Here is a 26,479-nt window from a genome sequence, read left to right on the forward strand (position 1 = left end):
GAGCTTCCTTCACGTTCAACCGGATTGCCTGGGGATTCTTCTCCCCCGGGGGCGAAGCTGGTCGCTGCCCAGCCAGCAGCCGGTGCCCGCACGGCACCCCGCAGTCGAAGGAACCCCCACTCCGTGAACTCCGCAACGGTGCAGCGCCCCGGGGCCGGACGAGGCGTCACGCTCGTCATGGCCTGCCTGGGCGTCTTCGTCGCCTACCTCCCCGTGACCACCGTGTCGGTGAGCCTGCCGGCGATCCAGCGGGCGCTGGGCGCCTCGACCTCCCAGCTGTCCTGGGTGTCGGACGCGTTCGTGCTGCCGATGGCCGCGCTGATCCTGACCACCGGGGTGTGGGGCGACGTCCACGGCCGCAAGCGGGTGTTCCAGGTGGGCATGGCCTGCTGTGCCCTGGGCGCGGCCGTCTCGCTGACGTCGGACTCGGTGCCGTGGCTGTGGGCCGGGCAGGCGGCCTCCGGTCTGGGGGCGGCGGCCCTGCTGCCCACCACGCTGGCCCTGATCAGCCACGCCGTCCCCGACCACCGGGAGCGGGGGAAGTTCATCGGCCTGTGGGCGATGTCCATGCTGGCCTCGCTGGCCGTGGGTCCGCTGATCGCCGGGCTGCTCCAGGAGCACGTCGGGGTGCGCTGGATCTTCCTGCTGCCCGTCCCGGTCTCCCTGGTCGTGCTGGTCGTCGCGGCCTTCCTGCTGCCCGACTCGCGGGCGCCGCACGGCCGCCGACTCGACTGGCCGGGCCAGATCACGGCGGCCGTCGCGGTCACCTCGGTCGTCTACGGCGTGATCGAGGGCGGCGCCGACGGCTTCGGCGCGCCCCCCGTGGTGGCGGCCCTGGTGCTCGGCGCCGTGAGCGCGGTCGCGTTCGTCGTCGTGGAGCGCCGCAGCAGCAGCCCGATGCTCGACCTGGCCCTGTTCCGCAGCCCCGCCTTCGCCGCCACCTCCCTGGTCGCGATGATCAGCTTCCTGGGGCTGATCGGCTTCTTCTTCGTCCTGAGCCTGTACTTCGGCCTGGTGCAGCACCTGACCACGCTGGAGGCCGGACTGCGGATGGTCCTGGTCTCGGGGACGTCCCTCGTCGTCGGCGTCCCGGTCGGACGGCTGATGCACCGGGTGTCCGCCCGGGTCATGATCACCGGCGGCCTGGTGGTGATGGCGGGCTCGCTGCTGTCGCTGACCGGCATCGACGCCGGCACCTCGTACGGCTCGCTCGCCTGGCGCCTGGTCCTGCTCGGCGTGGGCATCGGCGCCGTCCTCACCCCGATGACGGCCTCCGCCGTCTCCGCCGTCCCCTACCACCTGGCCGGCATGGCCGCCGCGGGGAACAACGCCTTCCGCCAGGTCGGCGGAGCCCTCGGCCCGGCCGTGCTCGGCGCCCTGCTGACCACCCGCGCCGTCGGCGCCCTGCCCGACCGGCTCGCCGACGCCGGGGTGCCGGCGGAGACCGGCGGCCGCGTCCTCGCCGCAGCCCGGGACCAGGGGCTCGGCGCCGCCGCCGGGCTCGACCTCGGCCCCGCCACCGAACCGGCCCTGACCGCGCTGGGCGGCTCCTTCCTCGACGGCCTCCGGCTGTGCCTGACCGTGTCGGCCTCGCTCGCCCTGCTGGCCGCCCTCGCCTGCGCCCTCCTCCTGCGCCCGGCCGCGCCCGCCGGCCGCCCGTCCCCCGCGGCCGGGTCCACCCCCGCCCCCGCGGACGGCGTGTCCGCCCAGGAGCTCCAGCGCACGCCGTGACACCGGGCACCCGGCCGATGCGGCGAGGGCACTCGGGCGGAGTCCGCCCGAGTGCCCTCGCCGTGCCGTGCAACCGCTCGGAACCCGCGTCCACGCGGGCCCGGCGTCTGCCTTAGCGGTAGTTCACGTACTGGATCGCGAAGTCCAGGTCCTTGCCCTTGAGCAGGGCCTGCACGGCCTGGAGGTCGTCGCGGCTCTTCGAGCTGACGCGCAGCTCGTCGCCCTGGACCTGTGCCTTGACGCCCTTCGGGCCCTCGTCGCGGATGATCTTCGCGACCTTCTTCGCGTCCTCCGTGGTGATGCCCTCCTTGACGTTCGCGAAGATCTTGTACTCCTTGCCGGAGAGCTGCGGCTCGTTGGCGTCCAGAGCCTTCAGCGAAAGGCCTCGCTTGACGAACTTCGTCTGGAGGATGTCGAGGACGGCGCGCACGCGCTCCTCGCCGTTCGCCTTCATCTCGATCTTCTCGCCGGAGCGGCTGATCTCGGCGCCCACGTTCTTGAAGTCGAAGCGCGTCGCGATCTCGCGGGAGGTCTGGTTGATCGCGTTGTCGACCTCCTGCCACTCGACCTTCGAGACGATGTCGAAACTGGAGTCGGCCATGGGTGTTGGTCTCCTTGATGCTCTGGCTTCACTGGCACGTCCCACCCCACCGGGTGGCCCGCGGTCCCAGCCTATCCAGCGCCACACCGGCCTCGCCCGTAGCGGCCGCCCCAGACTCCTTGATCGTCACGTGATCTATCGAGTGGCGGAGCACCCCCCGGGATCGGGTATGGTTTACCAAGTCGAACGGGGTGAACACCCCGGGAAACGAAAATCCTGGCTGGTTGCCCGAGCGGCCAAAGGGAGCAGACTGTAAATCTGTCGCGCAAGCTACGCAGGTTCGAACCCTGCACCAGCCACAGGATAGAGAACAGCCCCCGATCTGCGGAAACGCGGATCGGGGGCTGTTCTGTTTGCGGCGGGCGCTCGGGTGGGCTTGTTGCACATTGCTTGCAATTACGGGGTGTAGGCAGCAGAGTGGGGGGTCGGGGGTGGGAGTCCTTCGAGTGAGCTGATCGTCTTCCCAGCCGGCGACCGCCGGGACAACGGCTCGCCCCACCCCCCTCCACACGTGTCAAAGGGGCGTCAAGGGCGCTCGCGGCGGCGTCAGGAACGCGTAGGGGCGGCCGGGCGCCGAGGGCGAGGACCGCAGGATCGGGACCAACTACCGACTGCGGAGGTCCCGTCCGATGTCCAGCGCCGCCACCCCAGCCGTCACGGCCGCCACGGTCGAACCCGAGCCGCCTGATACCGGCGACGAGCGGCACCGGCTCAGCGCGCCGGGCGGACTGGCCGCGCTCTCGCTGGACGCCATGGCCTCGGTCGCGTACGGGCCGGAGTCGATCGTGCTGGTGCTGGCCGCCGCCGGGGCGTACGGGCTGGGGTTCACGCTGCCGGTCACCGCGGCGATCGCCGTGCTGCTGGCGGTGCTGGTGGCCTCCTACCGGCAGGTGATCGCGGCGTTCCCGGACGGCGGGGGCTCCTACGCGGTGGCCAAGGCGCACCTGGGCCGCCGGACGGCGCTGACCGCGGCCGCCTCGCTGGTCATCGACTACATCCTGAACGTCGCGGTCTCGGTCACCGCCGGCGTCGCCGCGCTCACCTCGGCCGTGCCGGGCCTGTACGACGACCGGGTCTGGCTCTGCCTGGGCGTGCTGGCGCTGGTCACCGCGGTGAACCTGCGCGGGATCGCCGAGTCGGCGCGCTGGTTCATGGCGCCGACGGCCGTCTTCGTCCTGTCCATCCTGGCGATCATCGTGGCCGGGCTGTTCCGGGACGGCCCGGCCAGCACCGCGGCCGCCGCCGGCCACGCCTCGACGCTCGCCGAGAACGCCACCACCGTCGGCGCGCTGCTGCTGCTCAAGGCCTTCGCGGCCGGCTGTTCCGCGCTGACCGGGGTGGAGGCGGTGGCCAACGCCGTCCCCTCCTTCCGCACCCCGCGGGTCAAGCGCGCCCAGCACACCGAGGTCGCGCTCGGCGCGCTGCTCGGCGTGATGCTGATCGGGCTCGCCGTGCTGATCGGCCGCTTCCACCTCCAGCCGGTCGAGGGCGTCACCGTGCTCGCCCAGCTCGCCGACGCCTCGCTCGGCCACGGCTTCGGCTTCTACGTCGTCCAGTTCGCCACCGTGGTGCTGCTCGGGCTGGCCGCCAACACCTCCTTCGGCGGGCTGCCGGTGCTGCTCGACCTGCTCGCCCGGGACAACCACCTGCCGCACCTGTTCGCGCTGCGCGCCGACCGCCAGGTGTACCGGTACGGCGTGCTGTTCCTGGCCGCGGTGTCGGCGGCGCTGCTGGTCGGCTCCGGCGGGGACGTCAACAGCCTGGTGCCGCTGTTCTCGATCGGCGTGTTCGTCGGCTTCACCATCTGCCAGGTCGGCATGGTCCGGCACTGGCTGCTGCAGCGCCCCGCCGGCTGGCGCTGGAAGGCCGCGCTGAACGGCTTCGGCGCGCTGCTCACCGGCGTGGCGGCGCTGGTCGTCACCGGCACCAAGTTCACCGAGGGCGCCTGGGGCATCGTGGTGGCGCTGCCGCTGCTGGTGGTGCTGTTCGAGGCGGTCCACCGCAGCTACGGGCGGATAGGCGAGCGGCTGGAGCTGGGCCGGGTGCCCGGCCCGGTGTCGCGGCAGCGCAGTCTGGTCGTCGTCCCGGTGACCGCGATCACCCGGCTGACCAGGGACGGCCTGTCGGCGGCGCTCTCGCTCGGCGACGAGGTGATGGCGGTGACCGTGGTCCACGAGCCGGCCGCCGCCGAGGCGCTGCGCCGGGACTGGGAGCTGTGGCGGCCGGGCGTGCCGCTGGTGGAGATCCCGGACGGGCGCCGCCGGCTGGGTCGGCCGATCGCCGACTTCGTCAACGAGCTGAGGGCGGAGCACGCCTACGACCGGCTGACGGTGCTGATCCCCGAGGTGGAGCCGGTCCGCTGGTGGCAGCGGCCGCTCCAGAACGGGCGCGGCGCGGTGATCGACCGCGCCCTGCGCCGGCACACCGACGCGGTGGTCTGCCGGCTGCGGATGCGGATGTGACCCGGAACGCGGCGGAGGAACGGCCCCGGACGGCAGCGCGCGGTCCGGGGCCGTGCCGTACCCGGGCCCGAAGCCGCAGCCGGACCAGGGCCCGTGTCCGCAGCCGCAGATCTCGGTCCGGTGAAGCGGTCGTCAACGTCGCGTCAACGTCGCGCTATCACCCGTATGGAGGGCGTCAGGGAGCCATAACGCGCCCCTGACGGCTGCTTTGCTGCATCTGCCGGTGGTCCACCGGCGCCGCGCGAGCCCTCCGGCCCAGGTCGCGGCATCTCCCGAACCACTCTGGTGGAGCCCATGTCCGATCTCATCTACGTCGGTGTCACGGTCGTCGTGTTCGCCGTCATCGCCCTGATCGCGCGGGGGGTGGAGAAGCTGTGACTGCGGAGAACATCGCTGGTCTGGTCGTGGCCGTCGCGCTCGTCGGCTATCTCGTCGTGGCGCTGATCTTCCCGGAGAAGTTCTGACATGGGATCCACTCTCGCGGGCTGGCTCCAGGCCGTCGCCCTCGTCGGCGCGCTGGCCCTGTGCTACCGCCCGCTCGGCGACTACATCGCCGGGCTGCTCACCACCTCCAAGCACCTCAGAGCCGAGCGCGGCATCTACAAGCTGATCGGCGTCGACGGCGACGCCGATCAGCGCTGGACGGCCTACCTCCGCTCGGTGCTGGCCTTCTCGGCCGTGTCCGTCCTCTTCCTGTACGGCCTGATCCGCCTCCAGGGCTACCTGCTGCTGAACCTGGGCGTTCCGCAGATGGAGGGCCACCAGGCCTGGAACACCGCGATCTCGTTCGTCGCCAACACCAACTGGCAGTCCTACGCGGGTGAGTCCGCGATGGGCCACCTGGCGCAGATGGCCGGCCTGGCGGTGCAGAACTTCGTCTCCGCGGCCGTCGGCATCGCGGTGGTCGCCGCGCTGATCCGGGGCTTCACCCGCAACAAGACCGACCGGGTCGGCAACTTCTGGGTGGACCTCACCCGGATCAACCTGCGCCTGCTGCTGCCGATCTCGATCGTCTTCGCGCTGGTCCTGGCCGCCAACGGCGTGATCCAGAACTTCCACGGCTTCACCGACCTGACCGCCCTCGGCGGCGAGGTCCAGAAGATCCCGGGCGGCCCGGTGGCCTCCCAGGAGGTCATCAAGCTGCTCGGCACCAACGGCGGCGGCTTCTTCAACGCCAACTCGGCGCACCCGTTCGAGAACCCGACCGGCTTCACCAACCTGGTCGAGATCTTCCTGATCCTGCTGATCCCGTTCGCGCTGCCGCGGACCTTCGGCCGGATGGTGGGGGACAACCGCCAGGGCTACGCCATCGTCGCCGTGATGGGCCTGTTCTGGATCGCCTCGACAGCTCTGCTGACCTTCGCCGAGTCGCAGCACCAGGGCACCGCCCTCCAGGCCGCGGGCGCCGCGATGGAGGGCAAGGAGCAGCGCTTCGGCATCGCCGCCAGCTCGCTGTTCGCCGCCTCGACCACGCTGACCTCGACCGGCGCGGTGAACTCCTTCCACGACTCGTACACGCCGTTCGGCGGCGGGCTGACGGTCTTCAACATGATGCTGGGCGAGATCGCGCCCGGCGGTGTGGGCTCCGGCCTGTACGGCATGCTCGTGCTGGCGGTCGTCGCGGTGTTCGTGGCCGGTCTGATGGTCGGTCGTACCCCCGAGTACCTGGGCAAGAAGCTCGGCGGCCGGGAGATGAAGTTCGCCTCGCTGTACATCCTCACCACGCCGACGATCGTGCTGGTCGGCACGGGCGTGGCGATGTCCCTGCCGGGCGAGCGGGCCGGGATGCTCAACTCGGGCGCCCACGGCTTCTCCGAGGTGCTGTACGCCTTCACCTCGGCCGCCAACAACAACGGCTCGGCCTTCGGCGGCATCACCGTCAACACCGACTGGTACGACACCGCGCTCGGCCTGGCGATGATCTTCGGCCGACTGCTGCCGATCGTCTTCGTCCTGGCGCTGGCCGGCGCGCTCGCCCAGCAGCAGCCGGTCCCCGCCACCCCGGGCACCCTGCCCACCCACAAGCCGCTGTTCGTGGGCCTGCTGTCGGGCGTGATCCTGATCGTCGTCGGCCTCACCTACTTCCCGGCCCTGGCTCTCGGGCCGATCGCGGAAGGTCTGTCCTCCTGATGTCCACCCCTACGCTCAACGCCGAGAACCCCGTACCGGCCGACCGGTCCGAGCCCGCCGCGCCGCACAGAGTGGCGAGCGGCCTGCTCGACCCGAAGCTGATCCTCGCCTCCCTGCCGGACGCGGTGAAGAAGCTCGACCCCCGGGTGATGATCAAGAACCCGGTGATGTTCGTGGTCGAGGTCGGCTCGGTGGTCACCACCGTCTCCGCGATCGCGAACCCGTCCGTCTTCGCCTGGGCCATCACCGTCTGGCTCTGGCTCACCACGGTCTTCGCCAACCTGGCCGAGGCCGTCGCCGAGGGCCGGGGCAAGGCCCAGGCCGACACCCTGCGCAAGACCAAGACCGAGAGCGTCGCCCGTCGGCTCACGAACTGGCCCGCCACCCAGACCGAGGAGGAGGTGCCGGGTACGGCGCTGCGGCTCGGCGACCACGTGGTGGTCGAGGCCGGTCAGGTCATCCCCGGCGACGGGGACGTCGTCGAGGGCGTCGCGTCCGTCGACGAGTCGGCGATCACCGGCGAGTCCGCGCCGGTGATCCGCGAGTCCGGCGGCGACCGCAGTGCCGTCACCGGCGGCACCAAGGTGCTGTCCGACCGGATCGTGGTGAAGATCGCCTCGGAGCCCGGCAAGTCCTTCATCGACCGGATGATCGCCCTGGTCGAGGGCGCCGCCCGGCAGAAGACGCCGAACGAGATCGCGCTCAACATCCTGCTGGCCTCGCTGACCATCGTCTTCCTGGTCGCGGTCGTCACGCTCCAGCCGATGGCCACCTACGCCGGCGCCCCGCAGTCGATGATCGTCCTGGTCGCCCTGATCGTGGCGCTCATCCCGACCACCATCGGCGCGCTGCTCTCCGCGATCGGCATCGCCGGCATGGACCGGCTGGTGCAGCGCAACGTGCTGGCGATGTCCGGCCGGGCCGTCGAGGCCGCCGGCGACGTCAACACCCTGCTGCTCGACAAGACCGGCACCATCACCCTGGGCAACCGCCAGGCCGCCGAGTTCCTGCCCGCCCCGGGCGTGTCCACCGACGAACTGGCGGACGCCGCCCAGCTCTCCTCGCTCGCGGACGAGACCCCGGAGGGCCGCTCGATCGTGGTGCTCGCCAAGACCGAGTACGGTCTGCGGGCCCGCGCCCAGGGCGAGTTGGCCCACGCCACCTGGGTCCCGTTCACCGCCCAGACCCGGATGTCCGGCGTCGACCTGGACGAAACCGAGGGACTCCACCAGGTCCGCAAGGGAGCGGCCGGCGCCGTCTCCACCTGGGTGACGGAGAACGGCGGCTCGGTCGGCGGCGAGGTCTCCGCCCTGGTCGACGGGATCTCCGCCGCCGGTGGCACCCCGCTGGTCGTCGCCACGAAGACCGGCGACAAGCCCGCCCGCGTCCTCGGTGTCATCCACCTCAAGGACGTGGTCAAGGAGGGCATGCGGGAGCGCTTCGACGAGCTCCGCCGGATGGGCATCAAGACCATCATGATCACGGGCGACAACCCGCTGACCGCCAAGGCGATCGCGGAGGAGGCCGGCGTGGACGACTTCCTCGCCGAGGCCACCCCCGAGGACAAGATGGCCCTGATCAAGAAGGAGCAGGAGGGCGGCAAGCTGGTCGCGATGACCGGCGACGGCACCAACGACGCCCCCGCGCTCGCCCAGGCCGACGTCGGCGTCGCGATGAACACCGGGACCATGGCGGCCAAGGAGGCCGGCAACATGGTCGACCTGGACTCCAACCCGACCAAGCTGATCGAGATCGTGGAGATCGGCAAGCAGCTCCTGATCACCCGGGGCGCGCTGACCACCTTCTCGATCGCCAACGACGTGGCCAAGTACTTCGCGATCATCCCCGCGATGTTCGCCGGGGTCTACCCGGGCCTGAGCCACCTCAACGTCATGGGCCTGCACAGCCCGCAGTCCGCGATCACCTCGGCGATCATCTTCAACGCCCTGGTCATCATCGGCCTGATCCCGCTCGCCCTGCGCGGCGTGCGCTACCGCCCGTCCGACGCCAGCTCGCTGCTGCGCCGCAACATCGGGGTCTACGGCTTCGGCGGCCTGGTGGTGCCGTTCGTCGGCATCAAGCTGATCGACCTGATCGTCCAGTTCGTCCCCGGCCTCAGCTGACACGGGGGAAGGAGAGAAAACCATGTCCAAGCCCCTGCCGACGACCCTGCGCACCCATGTCACCGCGCTGCGCGCGCTGCTGGTGCTCACGGTGATCCTCGGAATCGCCTACCCGCTGCTGATCACCGGGATCAGCCAGGCCGCGTTCGGCGACAAGGCCAACGGCTCGATCGTGACGTCCGACGGCAAGAAGGTCGGCTCCAGCCTGATCGGCCAGAGCTTCGACCTCCCGAAGGCCGACCCGGCCGACCCGAACGAGGAGGCCAAGCCGGACCCCAAGTGGTTCCAGCCCCGGCCCTCCGCCAACCACTACGCCGGCGACAACTCGGGCGCCGGCAACCTCGGCCCGAACAGCGAGGACCTGCTGAAGGCCGTCCAGGACCGCCGCGCCGCCGTCGCCGCGTTCGACGGCGTCGACCCGGCCACCGTCCCCGCCGACGCGCTGACCGCCTCCGGCTCCGGCCTCGACCCGCACATCTCCGTCGCGTACGCCAAGGAGCAGGTCGACCGGGTCGCCAAGAACCGCGACCTGCCGGTGGAGACGGTGACCAAGCTGGTCGACGAGTACACCGAAGGCCGCTCGGCCGGCTTCCTCGGCAACGAGGGCGTCAACGTCGTCCTCCTCAACAAGGCGCTCAGCGAGCAGAAGTGACACCACATCAGATCGACGGGTGACCGGGCCGGCCCGGGCGCGGGAGGGCTCCTCCCATGCCCGGGCCGGCCGACCCGCGTCCCAGGCGTGCACCACCTCCCGATGGAAAGAGCAGTGCCCATGGCCCGCGACCTCACCACCGGCACCGGCATCCGCGGCGGCCGGCTGAGGGTGTACCTCGGCTCCGCGCCGGGGGTCGGCAAGACCTACCGGATGCTCGACGAGGCCCGGCGCAGACAGGAGCGCGGGGCCGATGTCGTGGTCGGGTACATCGAGTGCCACGGCCGCCGCCACACCGAGGCCATGCTGGCCGGCCTGGAGATCCTGCCGCGGGTCAGACGCTCCTACCGGGACGCCGAGTTCGAGGAGATGGACCTCGACGGCGCGCTCGCCCGCCGCCCGGCCCTCCTCCTGGTGGACGAGCTGGCACACACCAACATCCCCGGCGGCCGGCACGCCAAGCGCTGGCAGGACGTCGAGGAACTGCTCGCCGCCGGGATCGACGTCATCACCACCGTCAACATCCAGCACCTGGAATCGCTGAACGACGTCGTCCAGAAGATCACCGGCATCCCCCAGCGCGAGACCGTCCCGGACGAAGTGGTCCGCCGGGCCGACCAGATCGAACTCGTCGACATGGCCCCCCAGGCGCTGCGCCGCCGGATGGCCCACGGCAACGTCTACAGGGCGGAGAAGGTGGACGCCGCGCTCTCCAACTACTTCCGGGTCGGCAACCTCACCGCCCTGCGCGAACTCGCCCTGCTCTGGGTGGCCGGGCGGGTGGACGAGGGCCTGCGCGACTACCGGGCCAGCCACAACATCGACCGGGTCTGGGAGACCCGGGAACGCGTCGTGGTCGCCCTCACCGGCGGCCCCGAGGGCGAGACCCTGATCCGCCGCGCCGCCCGCATCTCCGACCGCACGGCCGGCGGCGAACTGCTGGCCGTCCACGTCTCCCGCAGCGACGGCCTGGCCGGCGCCTCCTCCGGCGCGCTCGCCCAGCAGCGCCAGCTGGTGGAGACCCTCGGCGGCAGCTACCACGTGGTGGTCGGCGACGACGTCCCCACCGCGCTGCTCGCCTTCGCCCGCGCCCACGACGCCACCCAGCTGGTGCTCGGCACCAGCCGCCGCGGCCGGATCAACCGCTTCCTCACCGGCCCCGGCACCGGACAGACCACCGTGGACGACTCCGAGGACATCGACGTCCACATGGTCACCCACGCGTTCACCGGCCGCGGCCGGCTGCCCTCGCTCGGCCGCCGCCACTCCCGGCGCCGCACCATCGCCGGCTACCTCTCCGGCCTGGTGGTGCCCTGGCTGCTCACCGCCCTGCTCTCGCAGGCGCACCACAGCATCAACCTGACCACCGACGCGCTGATCTTCCAGCTCGGCGTGGTCATCGTCGCCCTGCTCGGCGGCGCCGTGTCCGCCCTGCTGGCCTCGTTCGTCGCCTCGGTGCTGCTCAACTACTACTTCATCCCGCCGATCCACAGCCTGACCATCGGCGAGACCAACAACATCGTCGCCCTGGTCGTCTTCGCCGCCATCGCGCTCACCGTCTCCACCGTGGTCGACCACGCCGGCCGGCTCACCAGCCGGGCCGCCCGCGCCACCGCCGAGGCCGAGACCCTCTCCACCCTGGCCGGCAGCGTGCTGCGCGGCGCCGACGCGCTGCCCGCCCTGCTGGAGAAGTCCCGGACGGCCTTCGGCATGCGGGCCGTCGCCCTGCTCTCCCGGGCCGACGGCGAGGTGCTCGCGCACAGCGAGGGGGACCACCAGGACGAGGGCGAGGGACCGTACGAGACCACCGAGGTCCCGGTCGGCGGGGAAGCCGTCCTGGTGCTCACCGGCCGCCGGCTGCCCGCCGCCGACCAGCGGGTGCTCACCGCCTTCGCCGCCCACGTCGCCGCCGCGCTGGAACGCGACCGGCTGGCCGTGGCCGCCGCCGAGGTCGAGCCGATCAAGGCCGCCGACCGGATGCGCACCGCCCTGCTCGCCGCCGTCAGCCACGACCTGCGCACCCCGCTGGCCGCCGCCCGCGCCTCGGTCGGCTCGCTGCGCAGCCCCGACGTCGAGTTCTCCGCCGAGGACCAGGCCGAACTCCTCGCCACCGCCGACGAGTCGCTGGTGAAGCTCACCCGGCTGGTCGACAACCTGCTCGACATGAGCCGCCTCCAGGCCGGCGCGCTCACCCTGCACCTCACCGAGACCCACCTGGACGAGATCCTGCCCCGGGCGCTCGACAGCCTCCCCGACCCGTACGCCCCGGTCCAGCCGCTCGACCTGGACACGGCCCCGCCGGTGCTCGCCGACCCGCCGCTGCTGGAACGGGTGCTCGCCAACGTGATCACCAACGCGCTGCGCTACAACGCCCCCGGCGCGCCCGTCCTGGTCACCGCCAGCCACCACGCTGACCTGGTCGAGATCCGGGTGATCGACCGAGGACCGGGCATCGCCCCGGAGGACCGCGACCGGGTCTTCCTGCCCTTCCAGCGCCTCGGCGACACCGACAACACCACCGGCGTCGGCCTCGGCCTCGCCCTCTCCCGCGGCCTCGCCGAGGCGATGGGCGGCAGCCTGGAGGTCGAGGACACCCCGGGCGGCGGCACCACCATGCTGCTCACCCTGCCCGCCGCGAACCCCGCCGCGCACCCCGCCGACACCGCGGAGGAACCACATGAGTGAAATCCTGGTCGTCGACGACGAGCCGGCCCTGCTGCGCACCCTGCGGATCAACCTCAGCGCCCGGCGCTACGCCGTCCGCACCGCCGCCAGCGGCGGCGAGGCGCTCGACCGCGCCGCGCACTCCACCCCGGACGCCGTCCTGCTCGACCTCGGCCTGCCCGACCTCGACGGGATGGACGTGCTGCGCGGCCTGCGCACCCACAGCGCCGTGCCGGTCATCGTGCTCTCCGGCCGGACCGACGCCGCCGACAAGGTGGGCGCCCTGGACGCGGGCGCCGACGACTACCTCACCAAGCCGTTCCTGATGGACGAACTGCTGGCCAGGCTGCGCGCCGTGCTGCGCCGGCCGCCGGCCGGGGTGCCGCTGAGCCGGCCCGTGATCGGGGACTTCACCGTGGACCTCGCGGCCACCACGGTGAACGGCCCGGCGGGCCCCGTCCGGCTCACCCCGACCGAGTGGCGGATCCTCACCCTGCTGCTCGCCAACCCGGGCCGGCTGGTGCCCGGCCGGCAGATCCTGCGCGAGGTGTGGGGCCCGGCCCAGGAGGGGCGCGGCAACTACCTGCGGGTCTACTTCGCCGGGCTGCGCCGCAAGCTGGAGCGCGACCCGGCCCGGCCGCGGCACCTGGTCACCGAGCCGGGGATCGGCTACCGCTACGTCCCCTGACCGGCGTACGGGCGGTGGCACCGGCGCGCGCCCGTGTCGGCCGCCGGTGCGCGCGCCGGTCGTCAACGAGCCGTCAAGGGAGGCCGACAAGCCGACAGGAGGGCGTCAAGGCCGTCGGGTGGCGGTGTTCCGCGGGCGTAGCGTCGTCGTCGAAGGAGCGGGCCCTGCTCCGTGTGGGGGAGGTCCGGGGCCGCTCCGGCCGCCGTCCGAGGACGGCCGGCAGGTGGGGGAGGGGCGCGCGACACCTGTCGCGCGCCCCCAGCTGTCCCCGGAGCCGACGAGGGCCCGGCTCAGCCGTCCCCGCCCCCGCACTGCCGGGGCAGCGCCAGCGCCACCGTGTCCGCGAACTCCCGTACCGCGCTGGTCCGGCTGACCACCCGGCCGCAGTGCACCACCAGCCGGCTGTGCCCGCCCGCGAGCGCCCCGGCCAGGCTGTCCCCGCGCACCGCCAGCAGCTCCGCCGGGAACCCGGCGTCCACCCGGACCGGCGGCAGCCCGAGCGCCGCCCGGGCCTGGTTGGCCACCGCGTCGTACGACTCCTCCGGCCCCAACTCCCCACCGGCGGCCAGCAGATAGGCCGACTCCAGCGGATCCGCCCGGCCGACCGGGTTGGACGGATCGCGCAGCGCCCCGCTGCCCGCCGCCAGCGGCACCCCGGCCGCCGCCAACTCCCGGACCAGACCCGGCCGCAGGCCCGCCGGACGCCCCTCCAGCCCGGTGCAGCAGCCGTTCTGCGGCAGGCAGACCACCCGCACCCCGCTGGTCGCCAGCACCGTCGCCGCGCCCCGGGCCATCGCCCCGCACGGGCCGAGCGTCACCCGGGGGCGCAGCGGCGCCAACGCCCCGGCCAGCCGGGCGAGTCGGGGCGCGTCGTCGGCGCTGGTGTGCAGGTCCACCGCGCAGTCCGCCTCCCGGGCGGCCTCCAGCAGCAGCTGCGCGTACCCGGCCGGGTCCGGATCCAGCTCCGGGCAGCCGCCGGCCGCCGTGGCGCCCAGCCTGAGCGCCTCGCGCAGCTGGGCCCGCCCGTCCGCGCCGGCCCGTCCGGTGAGCAGCCGGGGCATCGCCACCGCCTGGAGCTCGGCCAGCCCGCGCAGCGCCTGCCGGGCGGTGAGCACCGCCTCCAGCCGGTCCAGCCCGTGCACGTCGCCGATCCGGACGTGGGTGCGCTGGGCGGTGGCGCCGTAGCCGAGCGAGGTGAGCGCGGCCTCGGTGATCCGGCGGGTGAGGTCGGCCGGGGTGTCCGGTGGCGGGGTGGGCAGGGCGGCGGAGAAGGCGGCGTCGTAGTGGGCGTGCGCCTCGGCGGGGGCCGGGAGCAGCAGGTAGCCCCGCAGGTCGATCCGGGCGCCGGTGGTGACGGTCGGCGTGCCGGGCAGGGCGGGCAGCGGGCCGAGGCTGCCGGCGGTGCCGACCGCCTGGATCCGGTCACCACTGATCCGGACGTCCACCACCCGTCCGTCGGCCAGTCGGGCGTCGGTGAGCAGGAGGACCGGGCCGTGCCCGAGGGGGTTGGCCGCCGGGCCGGGCCCGGAGTGCGGCCCGTCCGCGGCTGCGCTGTCCATCGCCGGCTCCTTCTCGGGCCGGCCCGCGTGGTCGGCCCCGTACGGCTGGCCCGTCCAGCCGGCCAGTCCTCCCGATCAATGAGCGACGAGCCTATGGGCCCGTGGGGCGGGGCGCCGGGAGGCGGGCAATAGTCGTATCGGGTCGGGGCGCGCGGCTCCCAGGCCGATCGAACGCCGTGCCTTGGATCGCTTGTCAGTGCACCTCGCCCACCTGCGGTCTCCGCCGCGGGATACGGATTTCACCTCCGGGCGCGAAACGTGTAATCTCTTCCTCGTTCGCCCCTATAGCTCAGTCGGTAGAGCGTCTCCATGGTAAGGAGAAGGTCTGCGGTTCGATTCCGCATGGGGGCTCAGGTGAGAAGCGGTCAGCTCCGGCTGTGCTGCGGATCACTGTGGCGGTGTAGCTCAGTTGGTAGAGCAAGCGGCTCATAATCGCTGTGTCACCGGTTCAAGTCCGGTCACCGCTACCCCGCGTAGTCGGTCGGGAGATCGCACTCCCGGTCGGCTACTCTTGTTGTGTTCTTATTCGTTGTCCAAGGAAGGCACTCCCGTGGCTGCCACCGACGTCCGCCCGAAGATCACGCTGGCCTGCGTGGAGTGCAAGGAGCGGAACTACATCACCAAGAAGAACCGGCGTAACGACCCGGACCGTCTTGAGATGAAGAAGCACTGCCCCCGCTGCAACTCGCACACCGCGCACCGCGAGACCCGCTGACCCTTTCGTAGGGCGACGGGCCTGTGTGAATTCAGGTCTCTGACTCCGGGCCGCACCCCTCAACAGGGGGTGCGGCCCGGAGTTTTTCCGTATCCACCCGCGTTCCGAGGAGCCGCCATGGCGCTCGACCCCTCCTTCATCGGGCGTAGCTACCCGCCCACCGAGCCGTACGAGGTCGGCCGGGAGAAGATCCGCGAGTTCGCGACCGCGATCGGCGACGCCAACCCGGCGTACACCGATCCGGAGGCGGCGAAGGCGCTGGGCCACCTGGACGTGATCGCCCCGCCGACCTTCCCGTTCGTGATCACCTACCGTGCGGCCGCCCAGGTGGTCGAGGACCCGGAGCTGGGCCTGGACTTCACCCGGGTGGTGCACGGCGACCAGAAGTTCGCGTACACCCGCCCGGTGCGGGCCGGTGACCGGCTGTCGGTCGCGGTGACGATCGACAACATCAAGTCGCTGGCGGGCAACGACGTGCTCACCGTCCGTGGCGAGGTGACGGACGCGACCGGCGAGCACGTGGTGACGTCGGTCATGACCCTGGTGGCCCGGGCCGCCGACGAGGCGGGGGAGTGAGCGCGATGGCGATCAGCTACGACGAGGTCGAGGTCGGCACCGAGCTGCCGGCGCAGTCCTTCCCGGTGACCCGCGACACCCTGGTGCGCTACGCGGGCGCCTCGGGCGACTTCAACCCGATCCACTGGAACGAGAAGTTCGCGCTGGAGGTCGGCCTGCCGGACGTCATCGCGCACGGCATGTTCACCATGGCCGAGGCGATCCGGGTGGTCACCGACTGGGTCGGCGACCCGGCCGCGGTGGTCGAGTACGGGGTGCGGTTCACCCGGCCGGTGCCGGTGCCGAACGACGGGGTCGGCGCGGTGGTCGAGGTCTCGGCCAAGGTCGCCAAGAAGCTGGACGACCGCAAGGTGCAGGTCGACCTGCTGGCCACCACGGGCGGCCAGAAGGTGCTCGGGATGTCCCGGGCCGTCGTCCGGCTGGTCTGAGCCCGGCGAGGGCGGAGCCGCCGCGGCCGGGACCCGCGAGGGAACCCGGCCGCGGTCGCGGGCCTTGCGTAGCTAGTGATTGGCCACTAACTTGAAGGCATGGCGAAGTCGAGCATCCGGATGAGTGCGGAGGAGCGGCGCGAGAGCGTCGTCCGGGCCGCCCTGATCGAGTTCGCCCGGGGTGGCTACCACGGCACCTCCACCGAGGCGATCGCCCGCCGGGTGGGCGTCTCGCAGCCGTATCTGTTCCGGCTCTTCCCGGGCAAGCAGGCGATCTTCGCCGCGGCCGCCGAGCGCTGCGTCGAGGAGACCTGGCGGGTCTTCGACGAGGCCTCCACCGGGCTGTCCGGCTCGGCGGCGGCCGAGGCGATGTCCGACGCGTACATGGGCCTGGTCGAGGACCGGGACCAGCTGATGATGCAGATGCAGCTCTACGTCTCGGTGTCCGCGGCCCGGGCGGCCGGCGAGGAGGAGATCGGGGAGACCGCCCGGCGGCTGTGGGAGAGCCTGTTCGACCGGGTCAGGATCCGGATCGGCGGTGACATGGAGGATGCCACCCGGTTCTTCTCCTACGGGATGCTGATCAACACCCTGGTGGCGCTGGGCTATCCGCCGGACCACCGGATCTGGAGCGGCTTCGAAGGATGCGGGCCGCCCGCGTAGCCGACCGGGCCGCACGGTGCCTCCGTGCGGCCTTTTCTCGGCCCATAGAAGTTATTGAGCAATAACTACCTAGAGAGGGACCTGGGGGACGTCATGACGGAGAAACCGGCGGCCATGGGCAGAGCCGCGATCTGGACCCTGGTGATCGTCAGCGCGGCGGGCTTCATGGCCGCCCTGGACAACCTGGTGGTCACCACCGCGCTGCCGTCGATCCGCGAGGAGCTCGGCGGCGGGCTGTCCGACCTGGAGTGGACGGTCAGCGCCTACACCCTGAGCTTCGCCGTGCTGCTGATGTTCGGCGCGGCCCTCGGCGACCGCTTCGGCCGCCGCCGGATCTTCCTGGTCGGCCTGGCGGTCTTCACCGCAGGCTCCGCCGCGGCCGCCCTCTCCCCGCAGATCAGCGAGCTGATCGCCGCCCGGGCCGTCCAGGGCGTCGGGGCCGCGGTGATGATGCCGCTCACCCTCACCCTGCTCACCGCCGCCGTGCCCGAGGCCAAGCGGGGACTGGCCTTCGGCATCTGGTCGGGCGTCAGCGGCCTCGCCGTCGCCGCCGGACCGCTGATCGGCGGCTCACTGACCGAGCACTTCTCCTGGCAGTGGATCTTCTGGGTCAACGTCCCGGTCGGCCTGGTCCTGCTGCCGCTGGCCTTCCTGCGGCTCGGCGAGAGCCGGGGCGAGTCCGGCCGGACCCTGGACGCACCCGGAACCGTGCTGGTCAGCCTGGGGATGTTCGGGGTCGTGCTCGGCCTGATCCGCGGCAACCCGGACGGCTGGACCAGCCCGCTGGTCCTCGCCGCCCTGATCGTCGGCGCCCTGCTGCTGGTCGCCTTCGTCTGGTACGAGCAGCTGGTGGCCGCCCACCCGATGCTGCCGATGCGGCTCTTCCGCAGCCGGGCCTTCTCGGCCGTCAACGCCGCCAGCCTGCTGATGTACCTCGGGATGTTCGGCTCGATCTTCCTGATCAGCCAATACCTCCAGGGCGTCGGCGGCTTCAGCCCGCAGGAGGCCGGCATCCGGATGCTGCCGTGGACGGCCATGCCGCTGCTGGTCTCGCCGATCGCGGGCATCGCCTCCGACCGGATCGGCGGCCGGCCGATCGTGGTCGCCGGGCTGGCCCTGCAAGCCGTGGGACTGGCGCTGTTCGGCCTGGTCGTGGACGGGAGCACCGGCCTGGACTACGTCGCCCAGATCCCGGCCATCGTGATCTGCGGGATCGGCATGTCGCTGTACTTCGGCCCGACCGCCCAGCTGGTGATGGCCAGCGTCCGGCCGCAGGAGCAGGGGATCGCCTCGGGCGCCAACAACGCGCTGCGCGAGGTCGGCGGAGCCCTCGGGGTCGCCGTGCTGGCGGCGGTCTTCTCGGCCCAGGGCGGCTACCAGTCGGCGCGGGACTTCACCGACGGGCTGGTGCCCGCGCTGTACGTGGGCGCGGCCGCCGTCGCGCTCGGGGCGCTCGCCGCGGTGTTCATCCCGCGGCGGCGCGCGGCGAAGGTCGCGGCGGCGGGGGAGCGGGCCGGCGAGGCGGCGCCCGCCCGGATCTGAGGAACGGCCGGTGGCCGGGGTGCCGGAGGGCGCCCCGGCCACCCGTACGCTGGTGGGCGTGCTGGTAGAAAACGACGCCCCCCTCGCCCCGCTGACCACGCTGCGGCTCGGCGGCCCGGCCCGCCGCCTGGTGACCGCGCACACCGACGACGAGGTGATCGCCGCCGTCCGCGAGGCCGACGCGGCCGGCGAGCCGCTGCTGGTCCTCGGCGGCGGCTCCAACCTGGTGATCGGCGACGCCGGCTTCCCCGGCACCGTCCTGCGGATCGCCACCGCCGGCCTCGCCCTGGACGGCACCGTCCTGGAGGTCGCGGCCGGCGAGACCTGGTCCGAGGTGGTCCGCCGAACCGTGCTGGACCACGGCCTGGCGGGCGTCGAGTTCCTGGCCGGCATCCCCGGCTCGGCGGGCGCCACGCCGGTGCAGAACGTGGGCGCGTACGGCCAGGAGGTCGCCCAGTCGATCACCGAGGTGGTCGCGTACGACCGCACCGCCGACGCGGTGGTCACCCTCTCGAACGCCGAGTGCGCGTTCTCCTACCGGCACAGCCGCTTCAAGGCCGAGCCGGACCGCTACGTGGTGCTGCGGGTGCGCTTCGCCCTGGCGGACCACGCGGGGCTCTCCACCCCGGTCAAGTACGCCGAGGTGGCCCGGCACTTCGGCGTCGAGCAGGGCGAGCGGGTGCCGCTGGCCGAGGCGTACCGCGCGGTGCTGGGCCTGCGCTCCGGCAAGGGCATGGTGCTGGACCCGGCGGACCATGACACCTGGTCGGCAGGCTCCTTCTTCACCAACCCGGTGCTCACGGCCGCGCAGTACGAGTCCTTCCGCACCCGCCCGGGCGCCGAGAACGCTCCCGCCTACCCGGCCCCGGAGGGCTGCACCAAGACCTCGGCGGCCTGGCTGATCGACAAGGCGGGTTTCGGCAAGGGCTACGGCAGCGGCCCGGCGACGCTCTCCACCAAGCACACCCTGGCGCTCACCAACCGCGGTTCGGCCACCGCCGAGGACTTGCTGGCACTGGCCCGGGAGATCCGGGACGGGGTCCGCGAGGCCTTCGGGGTGGAACTGGTGAACGAGCCGGTGATGGTCGGCGTCAAGCTCTGACGCCTCACACCGGTACGGCGGCCGCGTCCACGGGGGCGTGGCCGTCCACCAGCCAGGCGTCGATGTCCGCCAGCAGCTCCTTGCGGACCGCCTCGGGCGCGACCGAGCCACGCACCGACTGCCGGGCCAGCTCGGCGAGCTCCGCGTCGGAGAAGCCCAGCACGTCCCGGACCAGCTCGTACTGGGCGGCCAGCCGGCTGCCGAACAGCAGCGGGTCGTCCGCGCCCAGGGCGAGCGGCACCCCGGCGTCGAAGAGCCGGCGCAGCGGCACCTGCTCGGGCTGCTCGTAGACGCCGAGCGAGACGTTGGAGGACGGGCAGACCTCGCAGGTGATCTGCCGGTCCGCCAGCCGCTCCATCAGCCGGGGGTCCTCGGCGGCGCGCACGCCGTGGCCGATCCGGGCGGCGCCCAGGTCGTCCAGGCAGTCCCGGACGGACTCCGGGCCGGACAGCTCGCCGCCGTGCGGGGCCGCCAGCAGCCCGCCGTTGCGGGCGATCGCGAAGGCCCGGTCGAAGTCCCGGGCCATGCCGCGGCGCTCGTCGTTGGAGAGGCCGAAGCCGACCACCCCGTGGTCGGCGTAGCGGACGGCCAGCCGGGCCAGCGTCCGGGCGTCCATCGGGGATTTCATCCGGTTGGCCGCGACCAGGACCCGGATGCCCACCCCGGTGGCCGCGGCGGCGTGCTCCACGGCGTCCAGGATCAGCTCCAGCGCGGGGATCAGCCCGCCCAGCCGGGGCGCGTACGAGGTCGGGTCGACCTGGATCTCCAGCCAGCGGGAGCCGTCCCGCCGCTCGTCCTCGGCGGTCTCCAGGACCAGCCGGCGGATGTCCTCCTCGTCCCGCAGCACCGAGCGGGCGGTGTCGTACAGCCGCTGGAAGCGGAACCAGCCCCGTTCGTCGGTGGCGCGCAGTCGGGGCGGCTCGCCGGAGCTGAGCGCCTCGGGCAGCCGGACGCCGTGCTTGTCGGCCAGCTCAAGGAGGGTGGCGGGCCGCATCGAGCCGGTGAAGTGCAGGTGCAGGTGGGCCTTCGGGAGGCCCCTGACGTCTCGCGGATTCAACAGGCGTTCCATTCGCGAATACTGCCGTATACGGCCCCCGAACGGGAACCGCCTCCTTTCCATCCCCTGAAGGGGTGAAAGGAGGCGGCGTGTCGGGTGAATCCCGAATGTCAGGTTGACGCCGAGGTCAGCCGACGAGGGTCAGCCGACCGGGGTCAGTCGCGGGCCTCGCCGAGCAGCTTCTGCACCCGGCTGACGCCCTCGACCAGGTCGGCGTCGCCGAGCGCGTACGACAGGCGCAGGTAGCCCGGGGTGCCGAAGGCCTCGCCCGGGACGACCGCGACCTCGGCCTCGTCCAGGATCAGGGCGGCCAGCTCGCCGGAGGTCTGCGGACGACGGCCGCGGATCTGCTTGCCCAGCAGGCCCTTGACCGACGGGTAGGCGTAGAAGGCGCCCTCGGGCTCGGGGCAGAACACGCCCTCGATCTCGTTGAGCATCCGCACGATGGTCTTGCGGCGGCGGTCGAAGGCCTCGCGCATCTCGGCCACCGCGTCCAGGTCGCCGGCCACGGCGGCCAGGGCGGCGCGCTGGGCGACGTTGGAGACGTTCGAGGTGGCGTGCGACTGGAGGTTGGTCGCGGCCTTGATGACGTCCTTGGGGCCGATCACCCAGCCCACCCGCCAGCCGGTCATCGCGTAGGTCTTGGCGACACCGTTGACCACGACGCACTTGTCGGCCAGCTCGGGCAGCAGGGCCGGCAGCGAGGTGAAGCTCGCGTCGCCGTACACCAGGTGCTCGTAGATCTCGTCGGTGAGCACCCACAGGCCGTGCTCCAGCGCCCAGCGGCCGATCGCCTCGGCCTCGGCCTCGGTGTACACCGCGCCGGTCGGGTTGGACGGCGAGACGAACAGCACGACCTTGGTGTTCTCGGTGCGGGCGGCCTCCAGCTGCTCGACCGAGACCTTGTAGCCGGTGGTCTCGTCGGCGACGACCTCGACCGGGACACCGCCGGCCAGCTGGACCGACTCCGGGTAGGTGGTCCAGTACGGGGCCGGGATGATGACCTCGTCGCCCGGGTCCAGGATCGCCGCGAAGGCCTCGTAGATCGCCTGCTTGCCGCCGTTGGTGACCAGCACCTGGGAGGCGTCCACCTCGTAGCCGGAGTCGCGCAGCGTCTTGGCGGCGATCGCGGCCTTCAGCTCGGGCAGGCCACCCGCCGGGGTGTAGCGGTGGTTCTTCGGGTCGCGGCAGGCCTCGACGGCCGCCTCGACGATGTAGTCCGGGGTCGGGAAGTCGGGCTCACCGGCGCCGAAGCCGATGACCGGGCGGCCGGCGGCCTTGAGGGCCTTGGCCTTGGCGTCCACGGCGAGGGTCGCGGACTCGGCGATCGCGCCGATCCGGGCGGAGACCCGGCGGTCGGCGGGGCGGATGGACTGGTCGGGCTGAGGGGTGGAAGCGCTCATGCCTGCATCGTCCCAGAACCAGGACGGACCGGGCATCGGTGTATCGGCATCCGTACGCCCCCGTCCGCATCGCGATCCCCGGCGACCCTCGGGGGAGGCCCCGCCGGATCGGCCATCCGACGGCTGACCGGCCGGTCCTGCAGAAGAGGTTCGACCAAACGCCCCTCGACCACGTACACTCACTGCTCGACGGCCCGCCGAGATACCGGAGCTTTCACCGCCTGTGCAGACAGCGGGGGGAGATGCGGTAGGTTGGTCGCCACCGGAGCCGCGAGGCGCCGTAGGGCAATAGCTCAATTGGTAGAGCACCGGTCTCCAAAACCGGCGGTTGGGGGTTCGAGTCCCTCTTGCCCTGCTGCTAGATCCGTTTTCAGCCCGTTCGCTCCACAGGAGTGAGCGGGCTTGATGCGGAGATGGCACCGACCAGCACCGCTAGCCGGCCGGTCGTGCCCCACCGGGTGCGCGGCGAAGTCCGGCAGGACCCGGATTCAGGTGAGGACGAGTGACGGAGACCACGGGCTCCACCGCAACGCCTGAGAGCGGCAACCCCGAGGGTGCCGACAGCGCTGCGGAGACCACGTCGGCCGAGGCGTCGGGCAAGCGCGGGAACAAGAAGTCCGGCAAGCGGGCCAAGAAGGGCCTGTTCGCGCGGATCGGTCTGTTCTACCGCCAGATCATCGCGGAACTGCGCAAGGTCGTCTGGCCGTCGCGCGGCGAACTCACCAACTACACCGCCGTCGTGGTCACGTTCGTCGTGGTCGTGATGGCCTTCGTGGCCGGGCTGGACTACGGCTTCTCCAAGCTGAGCCTCCTGGTCTTCGGCTGACGGCCGCCCCCTTCGCAACAGCCTCCCGACCCGGGCCGATTCTTCGGCCCGGGTCGAGCTGTCGGCGCCGGACGTACGCGCGGCTACCGTGGACTCGGTACTGTTGAAGTCTCCGAGACCTCACCTGGCGCCCGCGCGAGCGGCCGCACGCCGGGCCGGTCGCGGAGCGCGCCACCTTCACCATCTCCAGGAAAGAAGCAGCCACCGTGTCTGAGTCCCCCCTGTACGACGCCGACGAGACCGTCCGCGAGGCGGATGTCGCCGCCGAGCTGGACGCGGCCGAGCTGGCTGACGACGTCGAGTCCGCCGAGCAGATCGTCGACGCCGCGGACAGCGACGAGGACGAGGTCGAGGCGTTCGACGAGGCCGAGGCCGGCGAGCCCGCCGAGGAGGCCGCGCTGCACGTGGAGGGCGAGGTCGAGGCCGAGGGCGAGGTCGAGGTCGAGGAGGAGGCCGCCGAGGAGGAGGCCGTCGAGGTCGACCCGGTCGCCAAGTTCCGCGAGGACCTGCGCTTCATGCCGGGCGAGTGGTACGTGATCCACACCTACGCCGGCTACGAGAACCGGGTGAAGCAGAACCTGGAGCAGCGCGCCGTCTCGCTGAACGTCGAGGAGTACATCTTCCAGGCCGAGGTGCCGCAGGAGGAGGTCGTCCAGATCAAGAACGGCGACCGCAAGACCATCCGCCAGAACAAGCTCCCCGGCTACGTCCTGGTGCGCATGGACCTCACCCCCGAGTCCTGGGGCGTCGTGCGCAACACCCCGGGTGTCACCGGCTTCGTCGGCAACGCCTACGACCCGTACCCGCTGACCCTGGACGAGGTCGTCAAGATGCTCGCCCCGGACGTCGAGCGCCAGGCGGCCAAGGAGGCCGGCAAGCCCTCGCCGGTCAAGCCGAGCGAGATCCAGGTGCTGGACTTCGAGGTCGGCGACTCGGTCACCGTCACCGACGGCCCGTTCGCGACCCTCCAGGCGACCATCAACGAGATCAACCCGGACTCGAAGAAGGTCAAGGGCCTGGTCGAGATCTTCGGCCGGGAGACCCCGGTCGAGCTCTCCTTCGACCAGATCCAGAAGAACTAGTCGTACAGACTTCGGATTCGGGGCGGGGCCGAGGGCCCTGCCCCGAATCCGTTTTGGTCCAGCGGCGCAGACGCGTTAGCCTGGTCCGATGTGTGTGCTGGCGGCCGGGTGTCGCCCCGGTTCCGCACGCATCAGCAATCACCTCTCGGAAGGACCCGGAGAGACATGCCTCCCAAGAAGAAGAAGGTCACGGGGCTTATCAAGCTCCAGATCAACGCCGGTGCGGCCAACCCGGCGCCGCCGGTCGGCCCCGCGCTGGGTCAGCACGGCGTCAACATCATGGAGTTCTGCAAGGCCTACAACGCTGCGACCGAGTCGCAGCGCGGCATGATCGTGCCGGTGGAGATCACGGTCTACGAGGACCGTTCCTTCACCTTCATCACGAAGACGCCGCCGGCCGCGCGCCTCATCCTGAAGGCTGCCGGTATCGAGAAGGGCTCCAGCGAGCCGCACAAGACCAAGGTCGCCAAGCTCACCAGCGCCCAGGTCCGCGACATCGCCACCACCAAGATGCCCGACCTGAACGCCAACGACCTGGACGCGGCGGAGAAGATCATCGCCGGCACCGCCCGGTCGATGGGCATCACCGTCGAGGGCTGAGAACCCCTCTCGTCCCCTTGTGGTAGGGCCCGCGCAGGCCCGTGACACCACAACTCCATTCACCATTCAGGAGCAGCCATGACGCGCAGCAAGGCCCTTAAGGCCGCGGACGCCAAGGTCGACCGCGAGCGCCTTTACGCCCCCCTCGAGGCCGTCCGCCTCGCCAAGGCGACCAGCACCACCAAGTTCGACGGCACCGTTGAGGTCGCCATGCGTCTGGGCGTCGACCCGCGCAAGGCCGACCAGATGGTCCGCAGCACCGTGATCCTCCCGCACGGCACCGGTAAGACCGCTCGGGTCCTGGTCTTCGCGACCGGCGAGCGTGCCGAGGCCGCGCGTGCTGCGGGCGCCGACATCGTCGGTGCCGACGAGCTGATCGACGAGGTCGCGAAGGGCAAGCTGGACTTCGACGCCGTCGTCGCCACCCCGGACCTCATGGGCAAGGTCGGCCGCCTCGGCCGCGTGCTCGGTCCCCGTGGTCTGATGCCGAACCCGAAGACCGGCACCGTGACCCCGGATGTCGCCAAGGCTGTCAACGACATCAAGGGCGGCAAGATCGAGTTCCGCGTCGACAAGCACTCGAACCTGCACTTCATCATCGGTAAGGCCTCCTTCACCGACGAGCAGCTGGTCGAGAACTACGCCGCCGCGCTGGACGAGGTGCTCCGCGCCAAGCCGTCCGCCGCCAAGGGCCGCTACATCAAGAAGACCGCGTTCTCGACCACCATGGGCCCCGGCATCCAGGTGGACCCGAACCGCACCCGCAACCTCCTCGTCGAGGAGGACCCGGCCGCGGTCTGAGCCCCAGCGCTCTAGAGCAGTCCGTACGACGGGCCCGTACCCCCTTCACCGGGGGTGCGGGCCCGCCGTCGTTCCCGGATCGGGACACCGGCGGATGGGAACGGTCGGCCGGGGCGTCGTACGCTCTGCCGGTCAGACCACGTGGAGCACCTGTGACCGCCGGAGTGTGCCGTGCCACCCGCCCCTCGCCCCACCGTTCTCGTGGCAGCCGCGCTGCTGCTCGCCACCACCACCGGGTGCAGCCTGCTGGCCGCTCCGACCACCGCCACCCCCGGGGGGCCCGCGCCGGTGCCGCCCAGACAGGTGGTGCTCACGGCCGCGCAGGCGCTGGACGACGCCGGCGGTGCCCGGATCGACGTGGTCCAGGAGGGCCCGGCCGGCCGGCGCACCGCGAGCGGCTCACTGGTCTGGGGCGACGCGGACGAGGCCGCGCTGACCGTCACCGACGAGTCGGGCAGCGGACGGCTGACCCTGAAGGACGGCGCGCTCGACCTCGCGTACCAGGGCGGCGCGGCCAAGCACGCGGAGCGGAGCACCGCCGAGTCGGCCGACCCCAGGGCCGGTACCGGCCCGGCCGGCTTCGCGGGCGGCTGGATGACCACGCTGATCAGCAGCCCGGGCGGCCGGGCGTACGGGATCGCACAGGGCGTCAAACTCGTCTCGCTCGGCGGCGAGCAGCTGGCCGGGGTGACCGCGGCGCACTACCGGGGCTCGGCGCCGGTGGCCGAACTGTTCGGCAAGGGCGACGAGTTGAGCTCGCGGCAGCGCGCCGCCACGCTGGACTGGTACCGGCAGCACGGGGTGACGGCGATCGGCTACGACCTCTGGGTGGGGCCGGGCATGCAGCTGCTGCGGCTGCGCGAGACGGTCACGGGGAGCGCCGGAACCACGGTGACCACGACGGATGTCTCGGCGCCCGGCGCGGCGGACGCGACGCCCACCGCCGGCGGCTGACGGGGGAGGGGATATCCGGTGCGTGGGGGATCCGACGATCCGTTAGAGTCCGCGTGAGAAGAAGATGAGAAGAGCTGACGATCTGCTCTTCCATCGGGGGTTCGGTTCTCTAGGGGGAAT

Annotated in this window: 23 protein-coding genes and 4 tRNA genes; 23 read left to right on the plus strand and 4 right to left on the minus strand. The window is 72.0% G+C overall.

Features of this window, described 5'->3' with window-relative positions; genetic code table 11:
- Nucleotides 1-177 precede the first annotated feature (177 nt).
- Entirely contained in the window at nt 178-1,731 is a 1,554-nt protein-coding gene (locus QWJ13_RS11650) for an MFS transporter (protein ID WP_316524003.1), read from the plus strand.
- Between the two features lie 112 nt (nt 1,732-1,843).
- On the opposite strand, the gene QWJ13_RS11655 is transcribed toward QWJ13_RS11650, so the two are convergent.
- Nucleotides 1,844-2,332 carry a YajQ family cyclic di-GMP-binding protein gene (locus QWJ13_RS11655; RefSeq protein WP_049652087.1) on the minus strand — a complete coding sequence of 163 codons (489 nt, stop codon included), beginning with the start codon at nt 2,330-2,332 and terminating at the stop codon, nt 1,844-1,846.
- 218 nt (nt 2,333-2,550) lie between these two features.
- Between QWJ13_RS11655 and QWJ13_RS11660 the strand changes: the two genes are divergently transcribed.
- The 8 genes from QWJ13_RS11660 (at nt 2,551) to QWJ13_RS11695 (ending at nt 13,051) form a co-directional block, all read left to right on the plus strand.
- Nucleotides 2,551-2,631, plus strand: a tRNA-Tyr gene (locus tag QWJ13_RS11660).
- Between the two features lie 330 nt (nt 2,632-2,961).
- Nucleotides 2,962-4,794 carry an APC family permease gene (locus QWJ13_RS11665; protein ID WP_316523459.1) on the plus strand — a complete coding sequence of 611 codons (1,833 nt, stop codon included), beginning with the start codon at nt 2,962-2,964 and terminating at the stop codon, nt 4,792-4,794.
- A gap of 374 nt (nt 4,795-5,168) precedes the next feature.
- Nucleotides 5,169-5,258 (plus strand): K(+)-transporting ATPase subunit F, encoded by a 90-nt coding sequence (gene kdpF / locus QWJ13_RS11670; protein ID WP_316523460.1) that lies wholly within the window; start codon nt 5,169-5,171, stop codon nt 5,256-5,258.
- 1 nt (nt 5,259) lies between these two features.
- Complete coding sequence (kdpA, locus tag QWJ13_RS11675; protein WP_316523461.1) at nt 5,260-6,924, plus strand: potassium-transporting ATPase subunit KdpA; 1,665 nt, start codon at nt 5,260-5,262, stop codon at nt 6,922-6,924.
- Complete coding sequence (gene kdpB / locus QWJ13_RS11680; protein ID WP_316523462.1) at nt 6,924-9,047, plus strand: potassium-transporting ATPase subunit KdpB; 2,124 nt, start codon at nt 6,924-6,926, stop codon at nt 9,045-9,047. The genes kdpA and kdpB overlap by 1 nt, the downstream gene beginning before the upstream one ends.
- Nucleotides 9,048-9,069: 22 nt before the next feature.
- Nucleotides 9,070-9,699 carry a potassium-transporting ATPase subunit KdpC gene (kdpC, locus tag QWJ13_RS11685; RefSeq protein WP_316523463.1) on the plus strand — a complete coding sequence of 210 codons (630 nt, stop codon included), beginning with the start codon at nt 9,070-9,072 and terminating at the stop codon, nt 9,697-9,699.
- Nucleotides 9,700-9,819: 120 nt separating this feature from the next.
- Complete coding sequence (locus QWJ13_RS11690; protein WP_316523464.1) at nt 9,820-12,384, plus strand: ATP-binding protein; 2,565 nt, start codon at nt 9,820-9,822, stop codon at nt 12,382-12,384.
- Nucleotides 12,377-13,051, plus strand: coding sequence for a response regulator (locus QWJ13_RS11695; RefSeq protein ID WP_316523465.1), 675 nt, complete (start codon nt 12,377-12,379; stop codon nt 13,049-13,051). Before QWJ13_RS11690 ends, QWJ13_RS11695 begins: the two co-directional genes overlap by 8 nt.
- A 290-nt stretch (nt 13,052-13,341) precedes the next feature.
- On the opposite strand, the gene QWJ13_RS11700 is transcribed toward QWJ13_RS11695, so the two are convergent.
- Nucleotides 13,342-14,610, minus strand: coding sequence for an amidohydrolase family protein (locus QWJ13_RS11700; RefSeq protein ID WP_316523466.1), 1,269 nt, complete (start codon nt 14,608-14,610; stop codon nt 13,342-13,344).
- 278 nt (nt 14,611-14,888) lie between these two features.
- Between QWJ13_RS11700 and QWJ13_RS11705 the strand changes: the two genes are divergently transcribed.
- The 8 genes from QWJ13_RS11705 to QWJ13_RS11740 all read left to right on the plus strand — a co-directional run bounded on the left by QWJ13_RS11705 (nt 14,889) and on the right by QWJ13_RS11740 (nt 19,636).
- Nucleotides 14,889-14,961 (plus strand) — tRNA-Thr (locus QWJ13_RS11705).
- A 43-nt stretch (nt 14,962-15,004) separates the two neighbouring features.
- Nucleotides 15,005-15,077 (plus strand) — tRNA-Met (locus QWJ13_RS11710).
- Nucleotides 15,078-15,160: 83 nt separating this feature from the next.
- A complete protein-coding gene (gene rpmG / locus QWJ13_RS11715) occupies nt 15,161-15,325 on the plus strand; it encodes a 50S ribosomal protein L33 (protein WP_006604855.1) in 165 nt (54 codons plus the stop codon).
- A 117-nt stretch (nt 15,326-15,442) separates the two neighbouring features.
- On the plus strand, nt 15,443-15,901 hold the full coding sequence (locus QWJ13_RS11720) for a MaoC family dehydratase N-terminal domain-containing protein (RefSeq protein WP_316523467.1): 459 nt from the start codon (nt 15,443-15,445) through the stop codon (nt 15,899-15,901).
- Between the two features lie 5 nt (nt 15,902-15,906).
- On the plus strand, nt 15,907-16,329 hold the full coding sequence (locus QWJ13_RS11725) for a MaoC family dehydratase (protein WP_316523468.1): 423 nt from the start codon (nt 15,907-15,909) through the stop codon (nt 16,327-16,329).
- A gap of 99 nt (nt 16,330-16,428) precedes the next feature.
- Nucleotides 16,429-16,992: a TetR/AcrR family transcriptional regulator gene (locus tag QWJ13_RS11730; protein WP_316523469.1), complete on the plus strand. Its 564-nt coding sequence runs from the start codon at nt 16,429-16,431 to the stop codon at nt 16,990-16,992.
- Between the two features lie 93 nt (nt 16,993-17,085).
- The gene (locus QWJ13_RS11735) at nt 17,086-18,534 is read left to right on the plus strand and encodes a DHA2 family efflux MFS transporter permease subunit (protein ID WP_316523470.1); all 1,449 of its coding nucleotides are present in this window, start codon (nt 17,086-17,088) and stop codon (nt 18,532-18,534) included.
- Nucleotides 18,535-18,553: 19 nt separating this feature from the next.
- Nucleotides 18,554-19,636: a UDP-N-acetylmuramate dehydrogenase gene (locus QWJ13_RS11740; RefSeq protein ID WP_316524005.1), complete on the plus strand. Its 1,083-nt coding sequence runs from the start codon at nt 18,554-18,556 to the stop codon at nt 19,634-19,636.
- A gap of 4 nt (nt 19,637-19,640) precedes the next feature.
- Here QWJ13_RS11740 and QWJ13_RS11745 read toward each other — a convergent pair whose 3' ends face one another.
- Together QWJ13_RS11745 and QWJ13_RS11750 are read right to left on the minus strand one after the other, a co-directional pair.
- A complete protein-coding gene (locus tag QWJ13_RS11745; RefSeq protein WP_316523471.1) occupies nt 19,641-20,705 on the minus strand; it encodes an adenosine deaminase in 1,065 nt (354 codons plus the stop codon).
- Between the two features lie 143 nt (nt 20,706-20,848).
- The gene (locus QWJ13_RS11750) at nt 20,849-22,096 is read right to left on the minus strand and encodes a pyridoxal phosphate-dependent aminotransferase (protein WP_316523472.1); all 1,248 of its coding nucleotides are present in this window, start codon (nt 22,094-22,096) and stop codon (nt 20,849-20,851) included.
- A gap of 282 nt (nt 22,097-22,378) precedes the next feature.
- On the opposite strand from QWJ13_RS11750, the gene QWJ13_RS11755 reads away from it, so the two are divergent.
- The 6 genes from QWJ13_RS11755 (at nt 22,379) to QWJ13_RS11780 (ending at nt 26,359) form a co-directional block, all read left to right on the plus strand.
- A tRNA-Trp gene (locus QWJ13_RS11755) sits at nt 22,379-22,451 on the plus strand.
- A gap of 147 nt (nt 22,452-22,598) precedes the next feature.
- A complete protein-coding gene (secE, locus tag QWJ13_RS11760) occupies nt 22,599-22,922 on the plus strand; it encodes a preprotein translocase subunit SecE (protein WP_316523473.1) in 324 nt (107 codons plus the stop codon).
- Nucleotides 22,923-23,128: 206 nt separating this feature from the next.
- Nucleotides 23,129-24,004 (plus strand): transcription termination/antitermination protein NusG, encoded by an 876-nt coding sequence (gene nusG / locus QWJ13_RS11765; RefSeq protein WP_316523474.1) that lies wholly within the window; start codon nt 23,129-23,131, stop codon nt 24,002-24,004.
- A gap of 165 nt (nt 24,005-24,169) precedes the next feature.
- The gene (rplK, locus tag QWJ13_RS11770; RefSeq protein WP_030232334.1) at nt 24,170-24,604 is read left to right on the plus strand and encodes a 50S ribosomal protein L11; all 435 of its coding nucleotides are present in this window, start codon (nt 24,170-24,172) and stop codon (nt 24,602-24,604) included.
- Nucleotides 24,605-24,682: 78 nt separating this feature from the next.
- Complete coding sequence (rplA, locus tag QWJ13_RS11775) at nt 24,683-25,405, plus strand: 50S ribosomal protein L1 (RefSeq protein ID WP_316523475.1); 723 nt, start codon at nt 24,683-24,685, stop codon at nt 25,403-25,405.
- Nucleotides 25,406-25,576: 171 nt separating this feature from the next.
- Nucleotides 25,577-26,359, plus strand: a complete 783-nt coding sequence (locus QWJ13_RS11780; RefSeq protein ID WP_316523476.1) for a hypothetical protein — start codon at nt 25,577-25,579, stop codon at nt 26,357-26,359.
- The last annotated feature ends 120 nt before the right edge of the window (nt 26,360-26,479 follow it).

Origin of the sequence: Kitasatospora brasiliensis, from assembly GCF_032654805.1 — a bacterium.
GTDB lineage: Bacteria > Actinomycetota > Actinomycetes > Streptomycetales > Streptomycetaceae > Kitasatospora > Kitasatospora brasiliensis.